Genomic DNA, 15,563 nt, shown 5'->3' with positions numbered 1-15,563 from the left:
CGCGGGGCGCGCGCATCTTCACGGACCACCCCCACCCATGTCCGTCCGCAACTTGAGGAGCACCGTTGAGCACTCAAGCACCGACGCGCAGAACAGGGTTCAGACACCGGGCCGCCGCCGGCCTGACCGCCCTGATCCTGCCCCTGGCCGCCATGGTCGGCCTCGCCACCCCCGCCGAAGCGGCCACCTCCGCCACGGCCACGTACACCAAGACCCAGGACTGGGGCACCGGATTCGGCGGTAGCTGGACCGTCAAGAACACCGGTACCACCACCATCAACTCCTGGACCGTCGAGTGGGACTACCCCACCGGCACCGCCGTCACCTCCGCCTGGGACGCCACCGTCACCAGCTCCGGCACCCACTGGACCGCCAAGAACGTCGGCTGGAACGGAACCCTCGCCCCCGGCGCCTCCGTCTCCTTCGGCTACAACGGCACCGGGGCCGGAGCGCCCACCGGCTGTAAGATCAACGGCGCCGCCTGCGACGGCACCACCCAGCCCGGCGACAACCCGCCCTCGGCACCCGGCACCCCCGTCGCCTCCGACATCACCGACACCTCGGTGAAGCTCACCTGGACCGCGGCCACCGACGACAAGGGCGTCAAGAACTACGACGTCCTGCGCGACGGCGCCAAGATCGCCACGGTCACCGGCCTCACCCACACCGACCAGGGCCTCACCGCCGGCACCGACTACAGCTACACGGTCGTCGCCCGCGACACCATCGACCAGACCGGCCCCGCCGCCGGCCCGGTCCCCGTCCGCACCACCGGTGGCGGCGGCGGCCAGCCGCTCCCCAACGCGGTGAAGCTGGGCTACTTCACCAACTGGGGCGTCTACGGGCGCAACTACCACGTGAAGAACATCGTGACCTCGGGCTCCGCGTCCAAGATCACCCACATCAACTACGCGTTCGGCAACGTCCAGGGCGGCAAGTGCACCATCGGTGACGCCTACGCCGACTACGACAAGGCCTACACCGCGGACCAGTCCGTGGACGGCGTCGCCGACACCTGGGACCAGCCGCTGCGCGGCAACTTCAACCAGCTGCGCAAGCTGAAGAAGGCCTACCCGAACATCAAGGTCCTGTGGTCCTTCGGCGGCTGGACCTGGTCCGGCGGCTTCGGCCAGGCCGTGCAGAACCCGACCGCCTTCGCGCAGTCCTGCTACGACCTGATCGAGGACCCGCGCTGGGCCGACGTCTTCGACGGCATCGACCTGGACTGGGAGTACCCGAACGCCTGCGGTCTCTCCTGCGACACGAGCGGGCCCGCCGCCTTCAAGAACATGATGCAGGCCATGCGTGCCAAGTTCGGCCCCTCCTACCTGGTCACCGCGGCCGTCACGGCCGACGCCTCCACCGGCGGCAAGATCGACTCCGCCGACTACGCGGGCGCCGCGCCGTACATGAACTGGTTCAACGTGATGACGTACGACTTCTTCGGCGCCTGGGCGGCGCAGGGCCCGACGGCCCCGCACTCCCCGCTCACCTCGTACGCCGGCATCCCGCAGGCGGGCTTCAACTCCGCCGAGGCGATCGCCAAGTTCAAGGCGAAGGGCGTCCCCGCCAACAAGCTGCTGCTCGGCATCGGCTTCTACGGACGCGGCTGGACCGGCGTCACCCAGGCCGCCCCGGGCGGCACGGCGACCGGCCCCGCGCCGGGCACCTACGAGCCGGGCATCGAGGACTACAAGGTCCTCAAGACCTCCTGCCCGTCCACCGGGACCGTCGCGGGCACGGCCTACGCCAAGTGCGGCAGCAACTGGTGGAGCTACGACACCCCGGCCACGGTCACGTCCAAGATGGCCTGGGCGAAGAACCAGGGCCTCGGTGGCGCGTTCTTCTGGGAGTTCAGCGGTGACACCGGCAACGGCGAGCTCGTCGGCGCCATCAACACCGGTCTGAACTAGCACACACAAGGAAGCGGGGGACGGCGCAGCACGCCGTCCCCCGCTTCCTCACGCATCAGGCCACAGAGGAACTCAGGCCACGTTCACTCTCTGCCCTGGAGGCGCCGCCTCCAGCCAGGCCATGAAACCCGTCCGGGCGTCCTCGCTCATCGCGAGCTCCAGGCGGACGCCCTCGTACATACAGGGCTGGACGACCATGTCGGCGAGCAGCGCGAGCTCCTCCTCGCCCTCCGGCATCCGGCGCTCCAGGGCCACGATGGACGAGCGCTCCAGGACACGGCGCGGGCGGGGCGCGTACGAGAACACACGGAACCAGGCGATCTCGTCACCGCTGTAGCGGGCGACGCCGTACACCCAGCCCTTGCCGCTCGGATCCGGCGCGTCCGGGACGTTCCAGTGCAGGGAACAGTCGAAGGTGCCGCCGGCACGCTGGATCAGTCTGCGGCGCAGTCCGAAGACGAAGAGCCCGATCACCACCAGTGCGACGACCAGGCCGCACACGAGCAGAGCGAGGAACATCTTCACCGACCTCCTCGCTGCGTCCCGTAGCCGGCACCGCCGGCAGAACCGAATACAACCTGCATATGCATCGCCTCAGCCGCGGCACGGTCCGGAAAATTCCGGACCGTGCCGCGGCTGAGGGCACTTCTACTCGGCGCGGTCCGTCAGCGGACCGACACCGCGCGCAGCCGGACATCGGCGCGCCGCTCGGCGGCGGCGTCGGAGTCCGACTTCGCACGCTCCAGCGCGCGCTCGGCGCGCTGGGCGTCGATCTCGTCCGCCAGCTCGCAGACCTCCGCGAGCAGAGACAGCTTGTCGTCGGCGAACGAGATGAATCCGCCGTGGACGGCGGCGACGACAGTCGCGCCCTCGCTGGTACGGATGGTCACCGGGCCCGACTCCAGCACACCGAGCAGCGGCTGGTGGCCGGGCATGACGCCGATGTCGCCGGAGGTGGTACGCGCGATGACCAAGGTGGCCTCGCCGGACCAGACACTCCGGTCCGCGGCGACCAGCTCGACGTGCAGCTCAGCAGCCAAGGGTGGCTCCTCGGGTCACCACCCGGCGGTCGTGCCGGGTGTTGGGGTCAATTCTAGTGGGCGTGGTGAGAGGGGCGGGACGGATCCCGCCCCTCTCGGGCGAGCACGGGGCTCAGGAGACGCCAAGCTCCTTGGCGTTCTTCTTGAGGTCCTCGATGCCACCACACATGAAGAAGGCCTGCTCGGGGAAGTGGTCGTACTCACCGTCGCAGATCGCGTTGAACGCGGAGATCGACTCGTCGAGCGGAACGTCCGAACCGTCCACACCGGTGAACTGCTTCGCCGCGTGGGTGTTCTGGGACAGGAAGCGCTCGACACGGCGGGCGCGGTGGACAACGAGCTTGTCCTCCTCGCTCAGCTCGTCGATACCGAGGATCGCGATGATGTCCTGGAGGTCCTTGTACTTCTGCAGGATTCCCTTGACGCGCGTGGCGGCGTCGTAGTGGTCCTGCGCGATGTAGCGCGGGTCCAGGATCCGGGACGTGGAGTCCAGCGGGTCCACGGCCGGGTAGATGCCCTTCTCGGAGATCGGACGGGAGAGAACCGTCGTCGCGTCGAGGTGGGCGAAGGTGGTGGCCGGAGCCGGGTCGGTCAGGTCGTCCGCGGGGACGTAGATCGCCTGCATCGAGGTGATCGAGTGACCACGGGTCGAGGTGATGCGCTCCTGGAGGAGACCCATCTCGTCGGCCAGGTTCGGCTGGTAACCCACCGCGGAGGGCATACGGCCGAGCAGGGTCGAGACCTCGGAACCGGCCTGGGTGAAGCGGAAGATGTTGTCGATGAAGAACAGCACGTCCTGCTTCTGCACATCGCGGAAGTACTCCGCCATGGTCAGACCCGCGAGGGCCACGCGCAGACGGGTGCCCGGGGGCTCGTCCATCTGGCCGAAGACCAGCGCGGTCTTGTCGAGAACGCCGGCCTCCTCCATCTCGACCATGAGGTCGTTGCCCTCACGGGTGCGCTCGCCGACACCGGCGAAGACGGAGACACCGTCGTGCAGCTTGGCCACACGGACGATCATTTCCTGGATCAGAACGGTCTTGCCGACACCGGCACCACCGAACAGACCGATCTTTCCACCCTTGACGTACGGGGTGAGAAGGTCGACGACCTTCAGACCGGTCTCGAACATCTCGGTCTTGGACTCGAGCTGGTCGAAGGCCGGGGCCTTGCGGTGGATCGTCCAGCGCGGCGCGTCGGCGACGGTGGACTCGTCCGCGTTCAGCACCTGACCCAGCGTGTTGAACACGCGGCCCTTGGTGACGTCGCCGACGGGCACCGTGATGCCCGTGCCGGTGTCGGTCACCGGGGCCTGGCGGACCAGGCCGTCGGTGGGCTGCATGGAGATGGCGCGGACGACGCCGTCACCGAGGTGCTGGGCGACCTCGAGGGTCAGCGTCTTGGTCGCGCCCTCCTCGGTCGGGTCCATGACCTCGACGTGCAGCGCGTTGTAGATCGCCGGCATCGCGTCGACGGGGAACTCCACGTCGACGACCGGGCCGATGACCCGGGCGACGCGGCCCGTGGCGGCGGCCGTCTCAACAGTGGTCGTCATTACTTGTCACTCCCCGCGGTCGCGTCGGCCAGGGCTGCGGTGCCACCGACGATCTCGCTGATTTCCTGGGTGATTTCGGCCTGGCGGGCCGCGTTGGCAAGTCGGGAGAGATTGTTGATCAAGTCTCCCGCGTTGTCGGTGGCCGACTTCATCGCGCGGCGCGTGGCGGCGTGCTTGGAAGCAGCCGACTGGAGCAGCGCGTTGTAGATACGGCTCTCGACGTACCGGGGCAGCAGGGCGTCGAGGACGTCCTCCGCCGACGGCTCGAAGTCGTACAGCGGGCGGAGCGTGTCCGACTCGCCGGCCTCCTTCGCCACCTCGTCGAGGCTGAGGGGCAGCAGCCGGGCCTCGACCGCCGTCTGCGTCATCATCGAGACGAACTCGGTGTAGACGATGTGGAGCTCGTCCACACCACCCTCGGCCGTGTCCTTCTCGATCGCCTCGATCAGCGGTGCCGCGATCGTCTTGGCGTCGCCGTACGACGGCTGGTCCGTGAACCCGGTCCACGTACCGGCCAGCTTCCGCTCGCGGAAGTTGTAGTGCGCGATGCCACGACGGCCGACGACGTAGACGGTGACCTCGCGGCCCTCGCCCTCCAGCTTCGCCGTCAGCTTTTCCGCCGCCTTGATGGCGTTGGAGTTGAAGGCGCCGGCCAGACCGCGGTCGCTCGAGAGGAGCAGGACCGCGGCACGGATCGGGTTCTCCGCCTCGGTGGTCAGCGGGTGCCTGTCATTGGCACCCGTGGCCACCGCAGTGACCGCGCGGGTCAGCTCGGTCGCGTACGGAGTCGACGCCTGTACCTTGCGCTGCGCCTTGACGACACGCGAGGCGGCGATCATCTCCATCGCCTTGGTGATCTTCTTCGTCGCGGTGACGGATTTGATGCGACGCTTGTAGACCCGGAGCTGCGCTCCCATGAGTCAGGTCCCTTCCGTCGTCACTTCGAGACGTTGACGGCGGCAGGAGCGTCCTCGCCCAGCAGCTTGCCGTCAGAGGTCTCGAACTGCTTCTTGAACTCCGCGATGGCGTCACCGACGGACTGCAGGGTGTCGTCGGACATCTTGCCGCCCTCGCGAATGGAGGTCATGAGACCGGAGTGGCTCTGGCGGAGGTACGCCAGGAGCTCGGCCTCGAAGCGGCGGATGTCGGCGACCGGGACGTCGTCCATCTTGCCGGTGGTGCCGGCCCAGACGGAGACGACCTGGTTCTCGGTGGGCATCGGCTGGTACTGAGCCTGCTTGAGCAGCTCGACCATGCGCTGTCCACGCTCCAGCTGCGCCTTGGAGGCCGCGTCCAGGTCGGAACCGAAGGCGGCGAACGCCTCCAGCTCACGGAACTGGGCGAGGTCCACACGGAGGCGACCGGAGATCTGCTTCATCGCCTTGTGCTGGGCGGAGCCACCGACACGCGAGACCGAGATACCGACGTTCAGGGCCGGACGCTGGCCGGCGTTGAACAGGTCGGACTCCAGGAAGCACTGGCCGTCGGTGATGGAGATGACGTTGGTCGGGATGAACGCCGACACGTCGTTCGCCTTGGTCTCGACGATCGGAAGACCGGTCATCGAACCGGCACCCAGCTCGTCCGAGAGCTTCGCGCAGCGCTCGAGGAGACGCGAGTGCAGGTAGAAGACGTCACCCGGGTAGGCCTCACGGCCCGGCGGGCGGCGCAGCAGCAGGGACACGGCGCGGTAGGCGTCGGCCTGCTTCGACAGGTCGTCGAAGACGATCAGGACGTGCTTGCCCTGGTACATCCAGTGCTGACCGATGGCGGAACCGGTGTACGGCGCCAGGTACTTGAAGCCGGCCGGGTCGGACGCCGGGGCGGCGACGATCGTCGTGTACTCGAGCGCACCGGCCTCTTCCAGGGCGCCGCGAACGGACGCGATGGTCGAGCCCTTCTGGCCGACGGCGACGTAGATGCAGCGAACCTGCTTGTTCACGTCGCCCGAGCGCCAGTTGTCACGCTGGTTGATGATCGTGTCGACGCACAGCGCGGTCTTGCCGGTCTGACGGTCGCCGATGATCAGCTGACGCTGGCCGCGGCCGACCGGCGTCATGGCGTCGACGGCCTTGTAGCCGGTCTCCATCGGCTCGTGCACCGACTTACGGGCCATAACGCCCGGGGCCTGCAGCTCGAGGGCGCGGCGGCCCTCGGTCGCGATCTCGCCGAGACCGTCGATCGGGTTGCCGAGCGGGTCGACGACGCGACCCAGGTATCCCTCACCGACACCGACGGAGAGGACCTCGCCGGTGCGCTGCACCGACTGTCCCTCCTCGATACCGCTGAACTCGCCGAGGACGATCGCACCGATCTCGCGCTCTTCGAGGTTCAGCGCGAGACCGAGGGTCCCGTCCTCGAACTTCAGCAGCTCGTTCGCCATGGCCGAGGGAAGACCCTCGACCTTCGCGATACCGTCACCGGCCAGGCTGACCGTGCCGACCTCCTCGCGCGAGGCCGCGTCCGGCTGGTACGACTGGACGAAGTTCTCCAGTGCGTCCCGGATCTCCTCCGGCCGGATCGTGAGCTCCGCCATCTGGGTTCCCTGCTCTCCTTGTTGGGCCCGAAGTTTCTTAAGGGGTCTGGGGGCCGACCCCCAGGAATCTTCTGCAATCTCTGCACGGCCCAACCGGGCCGCTGGTGTTGCTGTGATGCTGTGATGCCTTGTGCTGGTGGCTGCCGTCAGCCGGCCAGTCGCCGGGTCGCCTCGTCGAGGCGCTCCGCGATCGAACCGTTGATGACCTCGTCGTCGACCTGCACGGTGATCCCGCCGAGGACCGAGGGGTCCACGTCCAGGTTCAGGTGCATCTCGCGGCCGTACAGCTTGGCCAGGACGGCACCGAGGCGCTGCTTCTGCTGGTCGGACAGCGGCACCGCCGAGGTGACGACGGCGACCATCCGGTTCCGGCGCGCCGCGGCGAGCTTGGACAGGGACTCGAGTCCCGCTTCCAGGCTACGTCCCCGGGGCTGGGTCACCAGACGGACGACCAGGCGCTCGGTGGTGGCGTTGGCCTTGCCGCCGAGCAGGCTGCGGAGCAGCTCGCCCTTGGCGGTGGCCGTGGCGGCCTTGTCCGTCAGCGCCGAGCGGAGCTCGGGGCTGGAGGACACGATCCGGCCGAACCGGAACAGCTCGTCCTCGACATCGTCGAGCGAGCCCGCCTTCTGCGCCGCGGTGAGGTCGGCGATGTTCGCCAGTTCCTCGGCCGCGTCGACCAGGTCACGCGAGCGCGACCAGCGGGAACGCACCATGCCGGACACCAGGTCGACGGTCTCGCCGTCGACCTGACCGCTCAGGAGTCGCTGCGCGAGCTCGGCCTTGGCCTCACCCGACTGAGCGGGGTCGGTCAGGACCCGGCGCAGCGACACCTCGCGGTCGAGCAGCACGGTGACGGCGGCCAGCTTGTCCGAGAGCTTCGCCGCGTCGACCGTCGTGTTGTCGGTCAGCGCGTCGAGGGACTCACGTGCGGCGGCCAGTGCCTCGCGGCTCGCTCCGTTCATCGGACGGCCTCGGCCTTCTCCTCGAGCTCGTCGAGGAAGCGGTCGATCGTCCGGCTCTGGCGGGCGGTGTCCTCGAGGGACTCGCCGACCAGCTTGCCGGCCAGGTCGGTCGCGAGCTTGCCCACGTCCTGACGCAGCGACGCGGAAGCGGACTTGCGGTCCGCCGCGATCTGCGCGTGGCCGGCGGCGATGATCTCCTCGCGCTGGCGCTGGCCTTCCGCCTTCATCTCCTGGATGATCGCGGTGCCCTGCTCCGTCGCCTCCTGGCGAAGACGCGCGGCCTCGTGGCGGGCCTCGGCGAGCTGGGCCTTGTACTGCTCCAGCACACTCTGAGCCTCGATCTGGGCCGACTCGGCCTTCTCGATGCCACCCTCGATGGCCTCGCGACGCTGCTCCAGAACCTTGTTGATGTTCGGGAGGAGCTTCTTGGCGAGGAAACCGAAGACGATGACGAAGGCGATCAGGCCGATGACGAGCTCGTCAAGATGCGGGATCAGAGGAGGCTGGGGCTCCTCCGCTGCCGCAAGAAGCAGAGCGTTCACATCAGTGCCTTCCGTGAAAATGTCGGGCTGTCGGTTCCGTCTTAGGCGGACGGGTAGACGAAGCCCATGACGATGCCGATGAGGGCGAGCGCCTCACAGAAGGCGAAACCCATGATCTGGTTGGTACGGATCAGGCCGGCCGCCTCGGGCTGACGGGCGAGGGCCTGGGTGCCGTTACCGAAGATGATGCCGACGCCGACGCCGGGGCCGATGGCCGCGAGGCCGTAGCCGATGGAGGCGACGTTGCCGGTCACAGCGGCGAGGGTCTGGGACATGCCGGTTCTTCCTTCTCTTTCAAGGACCCGGTGGGGGTTGGCCACCGGACGACTGTTGGTTTTGGGGGTGCTGCTGCCTGTCAGGGGCCGGCTCAGTGGTGCTCGGCGAGCGCGCCCTGTACGTAGCTGCAGGCCAGGAGCACGAAGACGTACGCCTGGACGGCCTGGATGAAGAGCTCGAAGCCGGTCATCACCACGACCATCACGAACGACGTACCGGCGTAGACGATGCCGATGCCGTTCAGCAGGTACCAGGAGGCCAGCGAGAACATCACGATGAGCAGGTGACCGGCGAACATGTTCGCGAACAGTCGGACCGCGTGCGTGAAGGGTCGGATGATCAGGTTCGAGAAGAACTCGAGGACCACGATGAGCGGCAGGATCGGGCCGAGGGACTTGTCCCAGCCGACGATGTTCTTCCAGCCGCCGACGAAGCCGTGCTTCTTGAAGGTCAGGGAGACCCAGAGCACGTAGACGATCAGGGCGAGCGCCGCGGGGAACGCGATCAGCGAGGTGACCGGGAACTGGGCGAGCGGAATGATCGACCAGAGGTTCAGGATCCAGACGAAGAAGAACAGCGACACCATGAAGGGGACGTACTTCTCGCCGTCCTTCTTGCCGATGATCTCGTAGACGATGCCGCGGCGCACGAAGTCGTAGCCGGCCTCGCCGACCATCTGCATCTTGCCGGGGATCAGCTTGGGCTTGTTGAAGGCGGCCCAGAAGAACCCGACGACCACGATCGAACCCAGGACCGCGAGCAGCATGGGCTTCGTCAGCTCGAAGCCACCCCACGTCGCGATCGGCTCGTACATGAACGTGTGCAGGCCCGGCGCCGGGAAGCCACATCCGGTGAAGATGTGGCAATCCGGGTCGAAGGCAAGCGTCTGGTCAGCACTCACCGCGGGCTCCTTCAGCGTGGCGCATAGGTACGGCAACCTCGTTGTGTCGGCGCGGCACGCAGCCGCGGGTCGGCACTGGACTGGTCTTACGGATAAGGGGGCGGCGGTTCGGCATCGAGCCTCGCGCTGGGACAGGCGTCTCGGATGCCCGCGCCCGCAGTGCCGCAGTTGGCACCGGACGATAGCAGGAAGCCGAACGCGGCTTTATCCCGGCCCTACCCTTCACGACTTCGACCCCGTGTTCTCGGGGTCGACGTACATGATCTTGGCCTTCATGTAGGCCCGGGCCTGTGCGGCGACCCACACCACGGTCGTCGCGAGCAGCGTGAAGGCGAACGCCTTGAAGTCGAACACGGAGGTGTTCTTCAGCAGGGCGAGGAAAACGAAGAGGACCAGCAGCTGGGTCGTGTAGAGCAAGAGCCCCATGGCCTGGAAGAGCTGCGGGAACTTCTTCGCCGTCCGCTGCAGCACCACGAGCCCGATACCCATGAAGAGGATCACGACCAGAGTGCCGGCGACGGCGCCGAGCGCTCCCTTGCCACCGGCGATCACGCCACTGATGACCGTGGCGATCGCGCCGACGGCAGCGGTGGGGATGGCGGCGTGCAGCAGGGTGCGTGCGTCGTTGGACGGCATGGCGGTGTCTCCGCTTGATGGAGGGGGCGATGGTGTCGTCATGGACGAGCGTAAGCCCGGTCCGAGGTGGGTCTCGGGGCCAACGGACCGTCGCACTACGGTCTTTCGGCACTGTCGCCGGGTCTCGTGAACCGTATCACAAACTATTTGAATAGGTCTTTACCCATAAGGTGTGCCAACTGTCACACATGAGAGTTACACCGCGCGTGTGTGCGCGACAGGAAGGCGCCTTGTCTGCTATTGGCCGCCGATGCGGCTTTCGTCAACTCGGCGTTCCGGCCTTCCGCCGGTCGGTGAAGCGCGCCCGGTTGCCGATGGCGGTGGCTCCGTTGATGCCCGCGGGCACCGGAATCCGCTCCTCCGGCACCACGACGGGCTCCGGAACGGCCTCCACGACGGGAACCCTCTTGCGCCGGCGGTAACGGGGCGGTACGACCGACTCGGCCCAGCGCGGGGCGCGCGGCGCGAACCGCGGCAGCAGGAGCAGCACCAGACCGATCGCGCTCAGCGCGACGACGCACAGGACGATCCACATCGACGCCGAGTGGACCGAGTAGGCCAGCGTCCCGAAGGCGATCAGCGCCGACCAGAAGTACATGATCAGCACCGCGCGGCTGTGCGAGTGCCCGATCTCGAGCAGCCGGTGGTGGAGGTGCCCGCGGTCGGCCGCGAACGGCGACTGGCCCTTCCAGGTGCGGCGCACGATCGCGAGGACCAGGTCCGCCATCGGGATCGCGATGATCGTCAGCGGCAGCAGGAGCGGGATGAAGACGGGCAGGGCGGCGTGGGTGGCCTGCCGGGTCGAGCCCTCGAAGATCTTCAGCGCGTCCGGGTCGACCTGACCGGTGATCGAGATGGCCGAGGCCGCCAGGATCAGACCGATCAGCATGGAGCCGGAGTCGCCCATGAAGATCCGCGCCGGGTGCATGTTGTGCGGCAGGAAGCCCAGGCACATGCCCATGAGGATGACCGTGAAGAGCGTCGCGGGGGCGGCGGCCTCGATCGTGTAGCCGTACCAGAGGCGGTAGGCGTACAGGAAGAAGGCGGCGGCGGCGATGCAGACCATGCCGGCGGCGAGACCGTCGAGACCGTCGACGAAGTTGACCGCGTTGATGGTGAGGACGACCAGGGCGACGGTCAGGAGCGTGCCCTGCCACGGGGTCAGCGAGACCACGCCGACACCCGGGATCGGCAGCCACAGGATCGTCAGACCCTGCGCGACCATCACGCCCGCCGAGATCATCTGCGCGCCCAGCTTGATCAGGGCGTCCAGCTCGAACTTGTCGTCCAGCACGCCGATCAGCCAGATCAGGGCGGCACCGGAGAGCAGCGCCCGGGGCTCGTTGGAGAGCTCGAAGACGCTGTTCAGGTTCTGCAGGTGGTCGGCGACGAGGAGTCCCGCGCACAGCCCGAAGAACATGGCGATGCCACCGAGCCGCGGTGTCGGTTCTCGGTGTACGTCACGGGCGCGGATCTCCGGCATCGCCCCGGTCGCGATGGCGAACTTCCGCACCGGACCGGTGAGCAGATAGGTCACAGCGGCCGTGACACAGAGCGTCAGCAGGTAATCACGCACGGGCTGCCCCACAGGAATAGCTGGCCATCTCAGCCCCACACCCTAGCCGTGCCGTCCATGTGCTTGGAGACACCTGTACCCCGAGAACGGTTGCACGGGGACTTTCCCCGGCTTCCGATCAGCGTCCATACGGGGGAAAACGCCCGGTCAGCGCCCGTACCTCCGCCCGTACCCGAGCGGTCTCCGAGGCGTCGTCGCGCAGCGCGACGGTGAACAGCGCGGCGATCCGGGCCATCTCGGGGGCGCCCATGCCCTGTGTGGTGACCGCGGCCGTACCGAGCCGGATGCCGCGCCCGTCCCCGGCCGTGTCATATGCGCCTCCGGCGCGTGGCAGGGCGCAGGTGTCGAGGACCATGCCGGCGGCGGCCAGCCGGGCGCGGGCGGTCCGGCCGTCGATGCCGAGGGGCGCGGGGTCGGCGGTGATGAGGTGGGTGTCGGTGCCGCCGGTGGTCAGCGCGAAGCCCTCGGCGGCGAGGGCGGCCGCGAGCACCCGGGCGTGCTCGACCACCTGATGGGCGTACGCGGTGAACGCCGGGGTGGACGCCTCGCCGAAGGCCACCGCCTTCGCCGCGATCGTGTGCATCTGGGCGCCGCCCTGGGTGAACGGGAACACCGCCCGGTCGATCCGTCCCGCGAACTCCTCGCCGCAGAGGATCAGTCCGCCGCGCGGGCCGCGCAGCACCTTGTGGGTGGTCGCGCAGACCACGTCGGCGTACGGGACGGGGTTGGGGGCCGCTCCCCCGGCGACCAGGCCGATGGGGTGGGCCGCGTCGGCGATCAGATAGGCGCCGACCTCGTCGGCGATCTCCCGGAAGACCGCGTAGTCGAGGTGGCGGGGGTACGAGATCGAGCCGCAGACGATCGCCTTGGGGCGGTGGTGTCGGGCGAGCGCGGCGACCTGCTCGTGGTCGACGAGCCCGGTCTCGGCGTCGACGCCGTACGGGACGAAGTCGAACCAGCGACCGGAGAAGTTGGCGGGCGAACCGTGCGTGAGGTGCCCGCCGTGCTCCAGGCCCATGGCCAGGACCGTGTCACCGGGCCTGAGAAGGGCCGCGTACGCCGCCAGGACGGCCGAGGAGCCCGAGTGGGACTGCACGTTCGCGTGGTCGGCTCCGAAGAGCGCGGTGGCCCGCTCCACGGCGATCCGCTCGGCGGCGTCGACGTACTCGCAGCCGCCGTGGTGCCGGGCGCCGGGATAGCCCTCGGCGTACTTGTTGGCGAGGGGGGAGCCGAGGGCCGCGAGGACGGCGGCCGAGGTGAAGTTCTCGGCGGCGATCAGCTGCAGACTGTCGGCCTGCCGCCGCACCTCACCGAGCAGCACGTCGGCGACCTCGGGGTCCTGTCGGCGCAGGACGTCGAGATCCTCATCGGGGGGCGCGGTGACCGGCATGTCCCCAATGTAGGCAGCCACCCCCCGGCCCGCCCGTCGAGACTCAGTCGCGCGCCCGCACACCCGTCAGCGCCGTCACCACGGGGTCGAGCGCCTGGTTGATCTCGTCGCCGATCGAGCGGAAGAACGTGATGGGGGCGCCGTACGGGTCGTTGACCTCGTCCGCGTCCACCGAGGGGGCCAGGAGCCACCCGCGTAGAGCCGCCGCCGCGCGGACCAGGGCGCGGGCGCGTTCCACCATGCCCTCGTCGTGGGCGTCGGGGAGGGTCGCCGGGTCGATCGCGCGGACCAGGCGGGTGAACTCCTTCAGGGTGAAGGTGCGCAGACCCGCCGAGTGGCCCATGGAGATGACCTGCGCGCGGTGGTCGCGGGTCGCGGTCAGGACGAGGTCCGCGCGGATGACGTGCTCGTCGAGGAGCTCGCGCCCCACGAAGCCGCTGTAGTCCGCGCCGAAGTCGGCGAGGACGAGTTCCGCGTTGGCCTCCATCGGGGCGCCCTCGTGGCCCCAGGTGCCCGCGCTCTCCACGATCAGGCCGCCGCCGAGAGGGTCGCCGAGGCGGTCGCTCAGGGCATGGCGGGTCAGCCGCTCGGTGATCGGCGAGCGGCAGACGTTGCCGGTGCTGACGTGGAGGATGCGGAAGGTGCTGCTGTCGTCGAACCCCGCTATGCCACGCCCCTCAGGGGCGGTCAATGTGCCACCTCGAGGTCGGGTACGACCTTCCGGAGCTCCTCCGGCGAGAGCGCGCCCTCGCGCAGCAGCACCGGGACCTTGCCCGTGACGTCGACGATGGACGAGGGGACGATGCCGGGGGTCGGGCCGCCGTCGAGGTAGACGGAGACGGAGTCGCCGAGCATCTGCTGGGCGGCGTCGCAGTCCTCCGGCGACGGGTGGCCGGTGAGGTTGGCCGAGGAGACGGCCATCGGGCCGACCTCGGTGAGCAGCTCGATCGCGACCGGGTGCAGCGGCATGCGGATGGCGACGGTGCCCCGGGTGTCGCCGAGGTCCCACTGGAGGGACGGCTGGTGCTTGGCGACGAGGGTGAGGGCGCCGGGCCAGAAGGCGTCGACGAGCTCCCAGGCCTGCTCGGAGAAGTCCGTGACCAGGCCGTGGAGGGTGTTCGGGGAGCCGATGAGCACGGGCGTGGGCATGTTGCGGCCCCGGCCCTTGGCGGCGAGCAGGTCCGCCACGGCCTCGCTGCTGAAGGCGTCCGCCCCGATCCCGTACACGGTGTCGGTGGGCAGCACGACCAGCTCGCCCCGGCGGACGGCGGACGCGGCCTCGCGCAGACCCGTCACGCGGTCGGTCGCCTCGTTGCAGTCGTATCGCCGTGCCATCAGTTCCCGGCCTCCTCGTACACGTCGTTCGTCATGGCGGTCATGACAGTCATGGCATTGCCTTGCGGGCGGTCGCGAAGCGCGGCCGGTTGTTCAGGTCCGGGTGGTCGGCGGCGTCGGCCCAGCCGGCCTCTTCGTTGAAGATCCACGGCACCTGCCCGCCCTGGGTGTCCGCGTGCTCGATGACGACGAGGCCGCCGGGGCGCAGCAGCCGGTGGGCGGTGCGCTCGATGCCGCGGATGGTGTCGAGGCCGTCCTCGCCGGAGAAGAGGGCCATCTCCGGGTCGTGGTCGCGGGCCTCGGGGGCGACGTACTCCCACTCGGTGAGCGGGATGTACGGCGGGTTGGAGATGACCAGGTCGACCTGGCCGTCCAGCTCGGGGAGGGCGCTGAGCGCGTTCCCCTGGTGGACGGTGACCCGGGAGCCCTCGGCGTTCTTCCGGGTCCACACGAGGGCGTCGTCGGAGAGCTCCACGGCGTGCACGCGCGAGCGCGGCACCTCCTGGGCCATGGCGAGGGCGATGGCGCCGGAGCCGGTGCAGAGGTCGACGATGAGGGGTTCGACGACGTCCATGGCGCGGACGGCGTCTATGGCCCAGCCGACGACCGACTCGGTCTCCGGCCGGGGCACGAAGACCCCGGGTCCGACCTGGAGCTCCAGGTACCGGAAGAACGCCCGCCCGGTGATGTGCTGGAGGGGTTCGCGGGCCTCGCGGCGGGCGACCGTCTCCCAGTAGCGGGCGTCGAAGTCCGCGTCCTTGACGTTGTGCAGCTCCCCCCGCTTGACGCCGTGCACGAACGCGGCGAGCTCCTCGGCGTCGAAACGCGGTGAGGGAACGCCGGCGTCGGCCAGCCGCTGGGTGGCCTGGGCCACCTCGGCAAGCAGCAGGTTCACGCTGGT

Annotated in this window: 16 protein-coding genes; 1 reads left to right on the top strand and 15 read right to left on the bottom strand. The window is 68.9% G+C overall.

The features are described from left to right. The first annotated feature begins 65 nt into the window (after positions 1 to 65). Positions 66 to 1,913 (top strand): glycosyl hydrolase family 18 protein, encoded by a 1,848-nt coding sequence (locus ABT129_RS02640; protein WP_502981629.1) that lies wholly within the window; start codon positions 66 to 68, stop codon positions 1,911 to 1,913. A gap of 72 nt (positions 1,914 to 1,985) precedes the next feature. Here ABT129_RS02640 and ABT129_RS02635 read toward each other — a convergent pair whose 3' ends face one another. The 15 genes from ABT129_RS02635 to prmC form a co-directional block, all read right to left on the bottom strand. Next, a complete protein-coding gene (locus ABT129_RS02635) occupies positions 1,986 to 2,432 on the bottom strand; it encodes a DUF2550 domain-containing protein (RefSeq protein WP_351895631.1) in 447 nt (148 codons plus the stop codon). A gap of 146 nt (positions 2,433 to 2,578) precedes the next feature. Further along, positions 2,579 to 2,953, bottom strand: coding sequence for a F0F1 ATP synthase subunit epsilon (locus ABT129_RS02630; protein ID WP_317873976.1), 375 nt, complete (start codon positions 2,951 to 2,953; stop codon positions 2,579 to 2,581). A 112-nt stretch (positions 2,954 to 3,065) separates the two neighbouring features. Next, the gene (atpD, locus tag ABT129_RS02625) at positions 3,066 to 4,508 is read right to left on the bottom strand and encodes a F0F1 ATP synthase subunit beta (protein WP_351895629.1); all 1,443 of its coding nucleotides are present in this window, start codon (positions 4,506 to 4,508) and stop codon (positions 3,066 to 3,068) included. Continuing rightward, complete coding sequence (locus ABT129_RS02620) at positions 4,508 to 5,425, bottom strand: F0F1 ATP synthase subunit gamma (protein WP_267045870.1); 918 nt, start codon at positions 5,423 to 5,425, stop codon at positions 4,508 to 4,510. The genes atpD and ABT129_RS02620 overlap by 1 nt, the downstream gene beginning before the upstream one ends. Positions 5,426 to 5,445: 20 nt before the next feature. Then, positions 5,446 to 7,044: a F0F1 ATP synthase subunit alpha gene (gene atpA, locus ABT129_RS02615; RefSeq protein WP_189834234.1), complete on the bottom strand. Its 1,599-nt coding sequence runs from the start codon at positions 7,042 to 7,044 to the stop codon at positions 5,446 to 5,448. Positions 7,045 to 7,190: 146 nt separating this feature from the next. After that, positions 7,191 to 8,006 carry a F0F1 ATP synthase subunit delta gene (locus tag ABT129_RS02610; RefSeq protein WP_351895626.1) on the bottom strand — a complete coding sequence of 272 codons (816 nt, stop codon included), beginning with the start codon at positions 8,004 to 8,006 and terminating at the stop codon, positions 7,191 to 7,193. Then, positions 8,003 to 8,548 (bottom strand): F0F1 ATP synthase subunit B, encoded by a 546-nt coding sequence (locus ABT129_RS02605; protein WP_351895624.1) that lies wholly within the window; start codon positions 8,546 to 8,548, stop codon positions 8,003 to 8,005. The genes ABT129_RS02610 and ABT129_RS02605 overlap by 4 nt, the downstream gene beginning before the upstream one ends. 41 nt (positions 8,549 to 8,589) lie before the next feature. Next, positions 8,590 to 8,823: an ATP synthase F0 subunit C gene (atpE, locus tag ABT129_RS02600; RefSeq protein ID WP_030553531.1), complete on the bottom strand. Its 234-nt coding sequence runs from the start codon at positions 8,821 to 8,823 to the stop codon at positions 8,590 to 8,592. 92 nt (positions 8,824 to 8,915) lie between these two features. After that, positions 8,916 to 9,725, bottom strand: a complete 810-nt coding sequence (gene atpB, locus ABT129_RS02595) for a F0F1 ATP synthase subunit A (protein ID WP_351895621.1) — start codon at positions 9,723 to 9,725, stop codon at positions 8,916 to 8,918. A 222-nt stretch (positions 9,726 to 9,947) separates the two neighbouring features. Beyond that, positions 9,948 to 10,361: a Cg1360 family ATP-synthase-associated protein gene (locus ABT129_RS02590; RefSeq protein WP_351895619.1), complete on the bottom strand. Its 414-nt coding sequence runs from the start codon at positions 10,359 to 10,361 to the stop codon at positions 9,948 to 9,950. A gap of 262 nt (positions 10,362 to 10,623) precedes the next feature. Continuing rightward, the gene (locus tag ABT129_RS02585; protein ID WP_351895617.1) at positions 10,624 to 11,937 is read right to left on the bottom strand and encodes an MraY family glycosyltransferase; all 1,314 of its coding nucleotides are present in this window, start codon (positions 11,935 to 11,937) and stop codon (positions 10,624 to 10,626) included. A 118-nt stretch (positions 11,938 to 12,055) separates the two neighbouring features. Beyond that, positions 12,056 to 13,327, bottom strand: a complete 1,272-nt coding sequence (gene glyA, locus ABT129_RS02580) for a serine hydroxymethyltransferase (protein WP_351895614.1) — start codon at positions 13,325 to 13,327, stop codon at positions 12,056 to 12,058. Positions 13,328 to 13,370: 43 nt separating this feature from the next. After that, positions 13,371 to 14,018: an arsenate reductase/protein-tyrosine-phosphatase family protein gene (locus ABT129_RS02575; RefSeq protein WP_351895612.1), complete on the bottom strand. Its 648-nt coding sequence runs from the start codon at positions 14,016 to 14,018 to the stop codon at positions 13,371 to 13,373. Beyond that, positions 14,015 to 14,662 (bottom strand): L-threonylcarbamoyladenylate synthase, encoded by a 648-nt coding sequence (locus tag ABT129_RS02570; protein ID WP_351895610.1) that lies wholly within the window; start codon positions 14,660 to 14,662, stop codon positions 14,015 to 14,017. The genes ABT129_RS02575 and ABT129_RS02570 overlap by 4 nt, the downstream gene beginning before the upstream one ends. 49 nt (positions 14,663 to 14,711) lie before the next feature. Further along, positions 14,712 to 15,557, bottom strand: coding sequence for a peptide chain release factor N(5)-glutamine methyltransferase (gene prmC, locus ABT129_RS02565; protein ID WP_351895607.1), 846 nt, complete (start codon positions 15,555 to 15,557; stop codon positions 14,712 to 14,714). Positions 15,558 to 15,563 lie beyond the last annotated feature (6 nt).

It is taken from the genome of Streptomyces sp. NPDC002057 (genome assembly GCF_040296665.1).
Taxonomy (GTDB): domain Bacteria; phylum Actinomycetota; class Actinomycetes; order Streptomycetales; family Streptomycetaceae; genus Streptomyces.
This window is presented reverse-complemented; position numbering and strand designations above follow the sequence as displayed.

Coding starts and splice junctions, on each gene's coding strand:
- ABT129_RS02635 (WP_351895631.1), bottom strand. CDS start 2,432: ATGTTCCTCGCTCTGCTCGTGTGCGGCCTGGTCGTCGCACTGGTGGTG.
- atpD (WP_351895629.1), bottom strand. CDS start 4,508: ATGACGACCACTGTTGAGACGGCCGCCGCCACGGGCCGCGTCGCCCGG.
- ABT129_RS02620 (WP_267045870.1), bottom strand. CDS start 5,425: ATGGGAGCGCAGCTCCGGGTCTACAAGCGTCGCATCAAATCCGTCACC.
- atpA (WP_189834234.1), bottom strand. CDS start 7,044: ATGGCGGAGCTCACGATCCGGCCGGAGGAGATCCGGGACGCACTGGAG.
- ABT129_RS02610 (WP_351895626.1), bottom strand. CDS start 8,006: ATGAACGGAGCGAGCCGCGAGGCACTGGCCGCCGCACGTGAGTCCCTC.
- atpE (WP_030553531.1), bottom strand. CDS start 8,823: ATGTCCCAGACCCTCGCCGCTGTGACCGGCAACGTCGCCTCCATCGGC.
- ABT129_RS02590 (WP_351895619.1), bottom strand. CDS start 10,361: ATGCCGTCCAACGACGCACGCACCCTGCTGCACGCCGCCATCCCCACC.
- glyA (WP_351895614.1), bottom strand. CDS start 13,327: ATGCCGGTCACCGCGCCCCCCGATGAGGATCTCGACGTCCTGCGCCGA.
- ABT129_RS02570 (WP_351895610.1), bottom strand. CDS start 14,662: ATGGCACGGCGATACGACTGCAACGAGGCGACCGACCGCGTGACGGGT.